Here is a 9,606-nt window from a genome sequence, read left to right as displayed (position 1 = left end):
CCCTCCCACCCTGGGCGACCGGAAAGCGGGCGGGTGTGAGGGGGTGCCTCATAGGCGCCCCCTCGGGAAAAGCGCGTTGCTACTTCTCGTAGCGGGTAACCTCCACGGGCTCGTCCTGCCACTTGGCGGTCTTCTCCGAGAGGATGTAGACCGTCGTGGGGGAAAGGCTCGCGGGATCCCACAGGTAGTGCGCGTTCTCGCCGGCGGCGGCAACGGCCTTGGAGGCCGCGCTCTCCGGGTCGTCCAAATCGCCGAAGACGCGGGCGCCGCAGCAGCAGTTGTGCACGCAGGCCGGCTCCCAGTTCTCGTCGTTGCGACGCTGATAGCACAGCGTGCACTTCTCGATGACGTTGGTCTTCGGGTCCATGTGGCGCACGCCGTAGGGGCAGCCGGTCAGGCAGCTCTCGCAGCCGATGCAGTCCTCGGTGTTCACGAGCACCACGCCGGTCTCCTCGTCGCGGTAGGAGGCGCCGGTGGGGCACACCTCGATGCAGCCGGGGTTCTCGCACTGCTGGCACTGCATGGGCAGCCAGTACATCTCGATGTCCGGGAAGGTGCCCACAGGCCCCACGGCGGACACGTGGTTGCGCACCACGCCCAGGCCCATCTGGTTCTCGTGCTTGCAGGCGGCCACGCAGGAGTCGCAGCCCGAGCAGCGGTCCAAGTCGATGACAAGCGTATTTTTCATTAGAACACATCCTTCGTCTGGGCTTCAGCGAGCATTTCGGCGGTCGGCATGAAGGGCTCGAACTCCTCGGCCTCCACCCAGATGTTCTCCGGGCGGGTGGACTTCTCGATCTTCACCGTGAAGCCGCGGTTGGTATAGGAGCCGTAGACCTCGTTGAAGGGGGCGTCGTTCTTGGTGAGCACGTTCACGTTGCACTCGCGCCAGCCGCCGGTGGGGTTGGCCTGGGAGGCGTCGTAGCACTCGGGGTTCCAGAAGCGCTCCATCCACACGGTCTTGGGGTGGACGCCCTCGGTCAGGTAGGCACGGGCGTGCACCTCGCCGCGGCGGCTCGTCACCTTCACCCAGTCCATGTGCTCGATGCCGAGCTCGGCGGCGCTGGCCGGGTTGATGCGGATCTCGGCGCAGGGGAACAGCTCGCGACTGAACGGCGCATGGCGCATGGTGCCGTGGTGGAAGTAGGGCACGCGTCCGCTCGTCAGCACGAAGGGGTACTCGGCATCGTAGCCCGGCATGCCCTCGTACGGGCTCTCCACCGGCTCGATGGGCACGCAGATGGGGCTGTAGTCCTCGCAGGCCTCCTGGGGCTCGGGATAGCAGAATGGGTACCCGTTGCGCGCCAGCTTCAGCAGGATCTGACAGTAGGTCTCCACCTTGCGCGACTCGGTGCCGAAGCCCGCGGGCAACCCGTCGTCGGCGATCTCCTCATGCTGGTTGTACTTCCAGTAGTCGGGGGTGACGTGCGGCACATACTCGTCCACGTTGGCCTGCAGCGTCTCCCAGTCGGGGGCGCCGAGCGTGTCGGCCACGCCCTGCTTGACAGCGGCCTCGGTGGGGCTGCCCAGGTAGGCCGTGCCCTCGCCGAGCTCCAGGCCGCCGGGAATGTGGCCGCCCCACAGCTCGCGGCACTTCTCCACCACCTGGGCGGCCGGGATGGAGTGGGACACGGTCTCGCCGATGTGCACGCACTCGTTCTGCAGCCACTGGGTATCCAGCTGGCTCATGTTCACCATGGGCTCCTCCAGCCACTCGCGCAGCGGGAAGACCAAGTCGCACGCCTCGATGTGGAAGGAGGTGAGGTGCGGGTACTGGCCGATGATGTAGTCCACCTCGGGGAACACCTCATACCAGGACTTCGCGTTGCCGAGCATGGCCAGCTTGTTGCCGGACATGTCGAACCACACGCGGGGCTTGTAGGGCTCGCCGGTGGCGATGGCGTTGCGCACCGTGGGGATGTGGGAGTGGCACCAGGCGTAGAGGCCCTTGTGATCCTTCATGCCCAGGCGGTCCTGCAGCAGCTTGTTCAGGGTCTTCTGGGAATCGGGCATGGCCTCGCCCAGCTCCTTGATGCGCGCCTCGTTCTCGGCATCGGACATGCCGATGACCGCGCCCACGCCGTACATATCGGAGAACATGCCGTCGAAGCCGTTGTTATAGGTGAGCGGGCGCGTCGGCGCGGCAACCTCGCCGGTGGGACCGAACACACCGGAGGCCTTCTTGGTCATGGTGACGCCAGGCTTGTTGATGCGGCCCATGATGGAGTCCAGGCCCATGCAGCCCAGCGGCACCTGGGAGGCCGACTCGGTCATGTCGGAGGCCACGCCGTTGGCGATGCCGCCGTTGTTCTCCACGTACAGCTTGATGGCCGCCTCGATCTTGTCGGCCTGGAGCCAGCACTCCTCGGCGGTCTTCTCGAGCGTCCAGGGCTCGGCCTCCTCCTTGTAGATCTGGCCGGCCGTCTTGTACTGCTTGCCGTTGAACTCGCCGGCCCAGAAGACCTCCGGATCCACCGTCGCGTCGGCCGGAGCGGAGTACTCGAAGGGGGCCACGGCGCCCGTCCTCAGATCGAAGCACACATAGGCCGGGGTGTTCTCGGGCGTGGTCTGCTGGAAGTCGGGGAACAGCTCCTGGGCCTTCACCGGCAGCTTGGTATCGGGATCGATGAGGAAGGGCAGGTTCGTCCAGTACTTCGTGAACTCCTCGTCGTAGAGCTTGTTCTCGAAGATGTAGCGGAACCACGAGAGCAGAAGCTTCGTATCGGTGCCGGGACGCACGGGCAGCCACACGTCGGCCTTCACGGCGTCGGGCGAGAAGTTCGGGTCCACCACTACGGTCTTCACGCCGGCGGCGCGCAGCTCGGCCATGCCGCGGCCCGACTCGGCCGTCTCGGACACCGAGGGCTGGGCGCCCCAGATGACGACGACCTCGGTCTTGTTGTCAGTTACCTTGAAGATCTCCTGCACGGCGTTGTCGGCAATGGACTGGTCGTCGCCGCCGTAGAAGAGCTTCGACATGGACCAGCGGGGCAGGTAGCACTGGGCGCAGCCCGGCTCGAACACCGTGGGGCTGCCGAAGGCCATGGGCAGCGTCATGGCCTCCATGAACGAGTAGGACCCGCCGCCGCCCACGCTGGCGAAGAAGGCGTAGTTGCCGTACTGGTCGATGGCCTCCTTGATATGGGTGGCCGCCTCGGTGATGGCCTCGTCCCAGGAGATGACCTCCCACTTGTTCTCGCCGCGCTCGCCGGCCCGACGCAGCGGGTGCAGGATGCGGCGGGGGCTGTACATGGTATGCAGCTGGTTCAGTCCCTTGATGCAGAGCGAGCCGCGCGAGACCGGAGCCTCGGGATCGCCTTCGAGCTTCACCACCACGCCGTCCTTCATGTAAGCGATGGCCGGGCACATCTGAATGCAGCCGTGGCAGCTCGTGCGAACGCGCGTGAGCCCCTCGGTGCTCGATACCGCATCGCCGGTGCCGGCGAGCCCCTCCTCGGGGGCCGCATCCTGCATGCAGCCGGCCATGGAGGCGCCTACAGCCGCCGCCGCGCCCGCCAGCGCGGACACCTTGACGAAGCTGCGCCGTGTCAAGCTGGTCTTTGACATAGAATTTCCTCTCCTCTTACGTTGCTTGCTATGCTTGTCCGTGTACCTTCAGATCCTCTAGAAACTCCCTTCCCTCCTCGGTCAACGTCCAACCGTCTTTCCAAACCAGAGCGCCTGCGCGCTCGAGCTTGTCCACGAAAACTGAGGGCTGCATCGTCTCCGGCCGCCCGTCGATGACGGTCTGCAGCGCGGGACGCCCGTCCAGAAATGCCTCTATGTCGCGGTAGGGCCGCGCCTCGGCGGCCACGTATTCCAAAAGCTCGCGGTAAGTGTCCGCCCGGCCGGGATCCAGGCTCAGCAGATCCACCAGGCGCGCCTGGGGTCGGTTGTACTCCACGAAGTAGGCGCCCACCTCGGTGGTCTTGAAGGAGATGGCGGCCACCAGGTCGTCCACCTCGTCTTCGGTGAGGCCCTCTTTCTGCGCCGCGGTCACGGGTTCGCCGGTCTCGTCGCGCTCAATCAGCTCCAAACCGTGGGCCTTCGCGAGCGAGGTGAGCAGGTAGTATTGGTTTTGCGTGGCCAGATTAAACTGGGGCAGGGCCGCGATGAAGTCCTCAGCCTCGCGCAGCGGGCGCTCCGTCTCGCAGAAGGCGAGCGTCTTGTAGAGAATCTCGCGGTTCAGGGGATGCCGCATCACCGTGCGGTTCAGCGCCGCGAGCTTCTCCTCGAAGGTGAGTTCGTCTGCCGGGGGAAGATCCTCGGCTGCCAGGGAGGCGTCGCACACCCGGGCAGCGGCCTGCTCGCCCACGCCGTTGAAATCAGGTTCCCGCACCGCGGGGTTCGCATCGGAATAATCAGTCATGGCGTACTTCGCATCCGCTCGGATGCGATCCTCCTCCCCCGTAGATCATGCTCCTCCGCGTCGCATGCCGTCCCCCGCAGGGGCGCTTCATCGCTCCGGGCCGCAACGCTTACCGTGCCCCAATATAACGATGCGGGCAGCCGCTCGACCACCCGCATACTGTCTGAAATTGAGGCTAATTAGGAGGAAATTTCTCACGCAGTATGAGTGAGTGATGAAATCTACCTGGGAAAAGAGCGAAGCCCTAGCGCGTCACGAGATACACTTTGTCCGGCGGGATGCGCACCCACAGCTCTTCGCCCACCTCTGGCAGCGGCACCGTCCCCTCGCGCTTGCTCACGCGCCAGAACAGGTGCTGATGCAAGTAGCTCATCTCGTTGTCGTCGAAGGCCGCGGGCCGCTCGGCGTTCCCTGCCTCCCGATCCAGAAAGCCCAGCAGCACCGTGCGCTCGAAGCGGGAATCGCTTGTGCGGTCCACCCGCACCCGATAGCAGTTCTCGCCTGGACCTTCCGCCCGCTCTACGGCAAAGGCCCGCACGCCCAAGCAGATGGCCCCCTCCGGCACCGGGGCCGCAGTTCCCACCGTAATGCCCCAGCGCGGCAAGAACACCGCGTGCTCGCCTGCGAGCACGGCCGGCGTGGCGTTCTTGCAGCCGGACAGCTTCAGCCCCGCCACCGACTGGGGACGGTTCACGAGACCGTCGGCGGGACCCATCTCCATGATGCGCCCCGCCTCTACCACGGCAATGCGGTCGCAGAAGCGCAGCGCCTCGTCGATATCGTGGCTCACGTACAGGATGGTGCCCCCATAGGCCTCGAACAGGCTCACGAGGCTCTGCTCGAGCACGCCTTTCAAATGAGCATCCAAGGCGCTGAAGGGCTCGTCCAGCATGAGAATGCCGGGCCGGGCCGCGAGCATCCGAGCCAGGGCCACGCGCTGCTGCTGCCCACCGGAGAGCTGGGAGGGGTAGCGCTGACCGAAGCCCCGTAGGCCGAAGCGCGCAAGTTCCTCGGAGATGATGCGGGCCCGCTCGTCACGCCCCACCTCGCGCCCGATGCCCGCGCCGATGTTCTCAGCCACGGTCAAGTTCGGGAACAGCATATAGTTCTGGAACAGAAGCGCCGTCTTGCGCTGCTGGGGCGTCAGGTTGATTCGGGCCTCCGAATCGAAGAACACGCGATCGTTCACGACGATGCGCCCCTCGTCCGGTGTCTCGATGCCCGCGATGCAACGCAGCGTCAGGCTCTTGCCGCAGCCCGACGCCCCCAGAAAGCCCAGGGTCTCGTCCCCCGCCTCGAAGGCCACGTCCAGCGTGAACGAGCCGTAGCTCTTCCGAATAGCCACCGATAGGCTCATCGCTCCCCTCCTTCTGCACTCCGTCGGCCGCCCCCGCGCCGGCCCTGGCGCCGCGGCTTGGGCGAGCGTCCATCAGGGCGCGGCTGCTGGCGGTAGCGGGTCGTATGCCGGCTCCACAGATTGATGAACAGAATGACCGCGAAGCTGAACACCAAAAGCACGATGGTCCAGAACCACGTGGCCTCGGTGTTTCCGTTCATCCATTCGAAATAGATGGCGATGGGAATGGTGCGCGTCGTGCCCAGCTGGTTGCCGGCCAAAAACAGCGTGCAGCCGAACTCGCCCAAAGCCCGGGCGAAGGCGAGCACTGTGCCCGAGGCGATGGAGGACCAGGCCAGCGGCAGCATCAGCTTCATGAAGATGCGCCCGTTGGACCATCCCAGCGTGCGGGCTGCGTCCAGCATGTTCGGGTCCAGGCTCTCGAAGGCCCCCCGGGCACTCCGGTACATGAGCGGGAAGGCCACCACCACAGCCGCGATAACCGTCGCCTGCCAGCTGAACACAAGCGGAAAGCCCACGTCCTGGAAGAACTGGCCGAGGGCCGTATTGCGCCCCAGAGCCATGAGCAGCAGGAAGCCGCACACCGTCGGCGGCAGCACCATGGGAATGGTGAAGATGGTGTCGAAGATGCTCTGGGCCCGCCGGGAGATGCGCAGGGTGAAATAGGCCGCCGCCAGCCCCAGGAAGAACACAAGCACGATGGCCACGCCGCAGGTCCTCAACGTCACCCACAGAGGCGAGTAGTCCATTGTCGCCAGAAACGCCCCCAGAGATTCCAGAGGCCCGGCCGCCTTGGCCACTGTCGCCTCTTCGGCGGCCACCAGGCGCGCACTGGCCATCTGGGCCGGCTGCACGGCGGCCTTCACGTCGAAGGCCTCATCGGGGCCCTCCACCGTCACATAGAAATGGCCTTCCGTCAATTCGCGCCCGAAGGTGTAGGTGACACCTCCGACGCTCAGCGACGCATCGTGCCCGTCCCCCGGCGTTCCCGCAAACACGTACCACACGTCCTGTTCGGCGAGAGGGGCCACTCCCGCGGAGAAATTGGAATCCAACGCAGCGAGCAGCGCCTTGAGATCCTCGATCCCGTCCCCGTCACTGGCAAGGGAGAAGGCCTCGGCCGTCTCGCGCGGGACGAACAGCACCGCATACTCCCTTGTGTTCACCACGGCCACGCGATCGGGGCCGCTGAGGCGATAGGTGTAGCCGTAGCTCTTCCCCTCGATATCCCGAGCCGATCCCGTGCGGGAACATTCGAAGCCCTCCGCAGCGAAAGAGCACCCCTCCATGCGGGCCACGTCCCCGTCAGCCGCCACGTCCACTTCCGCGAATGTCGACAAGCCCCCGATCGGGCCTGCCGCCCCAAGAGGCTCCCCTTCACCTGTCGTGGCAGTCGCCGCGGCGGCCGCCGAGTCAATCGTTCCGCCAGCCGCCTCGCCACGCGCCCCATCAGCCGCCGAGGCGACCGCCGCGTCCGCGCCTCGGGCCGTATCGCTCTCGGCCGCCCATGCCCCTCCCGTAGGTGCCAGGAGAAGAAGCGCAAGCAGCATCGCCGCGAACCGTTGCACCATAGAACCTCTCTCAGAAAAGATGGGCGGAAAGTCTCCGCCCATCGGTGTGCCGTTTTCCACTGGCGTCCAGTGTATCGTTTTTTCGCGCCCGCGCCCAGGGACGCTCCCTAGTTCTCGGCCAGCTCGAAGCCCCATTGCTCCCAAATCTGGGCGCACTCCTCATCGGTCATGCACCAGGTGAGGAAGGCCTGGGCTGCTTCGGCGTTCTTGCTGCCAGCGCAGACGGCCCCGGGGTATGTGATGGGCTTGTGGGTATCGCCCGGCACCACCGAGCAGATATCCACGCCTCCCATGCGGTACACATCAGAGGTGTACACCATGGCGATATCCACCTCGCCGGACTCGGCGTACTTGCACACATCACCCACCTTGCCACCGAGGGTCACTTTGTCCCTGAGAGCATCGGAAAAGCTGCCGCCCTTGCCCGTAGCCTCAGCGCCGGTCGCGCTGTCGGGCTCCCTGTAGGCGCCCACGGTGGACAGCGCCTGGCAAGCATAGTTGCCAGCCGGCACGTTCTCATCGCCCACGGCCAGGGTGTAGGCACCCGCCGCGATATCGGCCAGGGTGATGTCCTTGCCCGCAAGCTCGCCGCCCTTCTTGGTCACGATGACGAGATCGTTGTTGAACATCGTCTGGCTTGTATCCTCTTGCACATAGCCCTCCTCGACGGCGGTGTCCATAGTGCCCTTCGAGGCAGTGATGAGCACATCGGCGTACTGCCCGGCCCCAATCATCTCGACGAGGGTTCCCGACCCCTCGTACTGGGTATCGGCAAAGGTGACATTCGGATGCTGTGACGTATAGAGCTCCTGAGCCTCAGCCATGGCCTTAGTGAGCGAGTTGGCGGCGAAGATTTGAAGCTTCACCGGCTCGGCAGAGCCCTGCTCTCCCTCGCCCGTGGCCGTGGCGTTCGGCTGCTCCTGGGTCGGTTCGACGTCCTTTGCCGGTTCCGGCGCCGCCTCCCCGGCGCAGCCGGCCAGCCCGAGGGCCGTCACCATCATCGTTGCCGTGAAAATGGCGAACAGTCGGCGGGTCATGTTTCTCATGGGGCCTCCCTTGGTCATATTATCCTCATGCACGAATAATGCATGGCGCCATGATACCCCCTCCCATTGCTGACTGCAAGCATCATTATTCGCCAATGAGAATAATTTTTATGCTATAGGGCCCGCGCCCCAAGCGAGCGCGGGCCCTATCGGAAAATATCGCGGAGCTACAGCGCGAAGCCCAGAGCGTCAAGAACGTACTTGGGCACCATAAAGCGCACGGTCTTCTCGGGATCCACCATCTGGCACACTTGCACGTCGGCCACAAGAGAAAGCAGCATGACCATCTCATCGGGCTTCTCCCCGGTGCGGTCGCAGATCAGATCGACCATCTCGTGCACTGCGCGATTCGCCGCAGCATCCAATGTTTCCGCCGAGGCGATCACGCCGAAATGCGTCTCGTTCTCAATGAGCGGATCGGGCACCGAAAGCTCCGGAAGCGCCGTTAGCGTCACCGTGGCATAGCCAGCCGCCTCGGCGCCCGACACGCTGATCTCGCCATCGCCCATAGCCGCGTGCATGTCTCCACAGCCGAACAGCGCCCCGTCCACGGCCACTGGGAAATACAGGGTCGCACCCGTTGTGATGGCCGTGTTATCCATGTTGCCGCCGTGACTGCCGGGTGTACCGCAGTTAACCGCCCCCGCGACCGGAGCCACTCCGATCACGCCGATCATGGGCCGCAGGGGAATGTGCAGTCGCTCGTCCCAGACGACCTCGTCGCCATCGATGGCGCACAGATGCGTGCTCCACGCCTCGAAGCGATCACCACACACGCCTTCGTCCTTGCCTGTGCAAGATGCGCTCTGCCCATCGAACTCAATAGCGTCAATGGTCACTTTCAGCGCGCCGCCGGCCTTCGCCCCCTCCACGAAAATAGGTCCCGTCGCTGGATTGATATGATCCCAGTCAATCTGATCGAGCTCATCTTCGGGACGCTGCACCTGATTGCCGAAGCAGTCCTTCGTGCGAATGCGCACCGTCTCGCCCGACGGCACCGTCAGGGCCGGCTCCAACGTCTTGTCAAAAGCGTAGAGTACCTTCTCATCACTCAGCTCAACCATGTTCTTCTCCTCAAAATAAAAAAGACACCTTGTACGGTGTCTCTATTCTAATACATTTCGGGGAACGCCTCCCGCAGGGCCGGGCCCGGGGGGCGATGGGAAAGCGCCCCCTGCGAGCGGAACGACCTGTCCTCCCGCGGCCTCGCGCCGCAGTACTTTCGGCGAGGTGGGGCTTAACTGCCGAGTTCGGAATGGGATC

7 protein-coding genes and 1 rRNA gene are annotated in these 9,606 nt (G+C 64.8%); all 8 read right to left on the bottom strand.

The window, feature by feature from the left end; genetic code table 11:
* Positions 1-79: 79 nt before the first annotated feature.
* A complete protein-coding gene (locus F8D48_RS10845) occupies positions 80-688 on the bottom strand; it encodes a 4Fe-4S dicluster domain-containing protein (RefSeq protein ID WP_135971358.1) in 609 nt (202 codons plus the stop codon).
* Complete coding sequence (locus F8D48_RS10840) at positions 688-3,567, bottom strand: molybdopterin-containing oxidoreductase family protein (protein WP_135971359.1); 2,880 nt, start codon at positions 3,565-3,567, stop codon at positions 688-690. The genes F8D48_RS10845 and F8D48_RS10840 overlap by 1 nt, the downstream gene beginning before the upstream one ends.
* Before the next feature lie 28 nt (positions 3,568-3,595).
* Positions 3,596-4,369 carry a hypothetical protein gene (locus F8D48_RS10835; protein ID WP_240806327.1) on the bottom strand — a complete coding sequence of 258 codons (774 nt, stop codon included), beginning with the start codon at positions 4,367-4,369 and terminating at the stop codon, positions 3,596-3,598.
* 244 nt (positions 4,370-4,613) lie between these two features.
* A complete protein-coding gene (locus F8D48_RS10830) occupies positions 4,614-5,726 on the bottom strand; it encodes a sulfate/molybdate ABC transporter ATP-binding protein (protein WP_135971360.1) in 1,113 nt (370 codons plus the stop codon).
* Complete coding sequence (gene modB / locus F8D48_RS10825; protein ID WP_240806326.1) at positions 5,723-7,066, bottom strand: molybdate ABC transporter permease subunit; 1,344 nt, start codon at positions 7,064-7,066, stop codon at positions 5,723-5,725. Before modB ends, F8D48_RS10830 begins: the two co-directional genes overlap by 4 nt.
* A 338-nt stretch (positions 7,067-7,404) precedes the next feature.
* A complete protein-coding gene (modA, locus tag F8D48_RS10820; RefSeq protein WP_135971361.1) occupies positions 7,405-8,343 on the bottom strand; it encodes a molybdate ABC transporter substrate-binding protein in 939 nt (312 codons plus the stop codon).
* A 167-nt stretch (positions 8,344-8,510) separates the two neighbouring features.
* Positions 8,511-9,407 carry an acetamidase/formamidase family protein gene (locus F8D48_RS10815; RefSeq protein WP_135971362.1) on the bottom strand — a complete coding sequence of 299 codons (897 nt, stop codon included), beginning with the start codon at positions 9,405-9,407 and terminating at the stop codon, positions 8,511-8,513.
* A 113-nt stretch (positions 9,408-9,520) separates the two neighbouring features.
* A 5S ribosomal RNA gene (gene rrf / locus F8D48_RS12320) occupies positions 9,521-9,606 on the bottom strand; the annotation flags it as partial.

Origin of the sequence: Adlercreutzia muris, from assembly GCF_008831045.1 — a bacterium.
Classification (GTDB): Bacteria; Actinomycetota; Coriobacteriia; order Coriobacteriales; family Eggerthellaceae; genus Adlercreutzia; species Adlercreutzia muris.
The sequence above is the reverse complement of the archived record's forward strand: the minus strand, read 5'-3'. Positions and strand labels throughout refer to the sequence as shown.

Coding starts and splice junctions, on each gene's coding strand:
- F8D48_RS10845 (WP_135971358.1), bottom strand. CDS start 688: ATGAAAAATACGCTTGTCATCGACTTGGACCGCTGCTCGGGCTGCGAC.
- F8D48_RS10840 (WP_135971359.1), bottom strand. CDS start 3,567: ATGTCAAAGACCAGCTTGACACGGCGCAGCTTCGTCAAGGTGTCCGCG.
- F8D48_RS10835 (WP_240806327.1), bottom strand. CDS start 4,369: ATGACTGATTATTCCGATGCGAACCCCGCGGTGCGGGAACCTGATTTC.
- F8D48_RS10830 (WP_135971360.1), bottom strand. CDS start 5,726: ATGAGCCTATCGGTGGCTATTCGGAAGAGCTACGGCTCGTTCACGCTG.
- modA (WP_135971361.1), bottom strand. CDS start 8,343: ATGAGAAACATGACCCGCCGACTGTTCGCCATTTTCACGGCAACGATG.
- F8D48_RS10815 (WP_135971362.1), bottom strand. CDS start 9,407: ATGGTTGAGCTGAGTGATGAGAAGGTACTCTACGCTTTTGACAAGACG.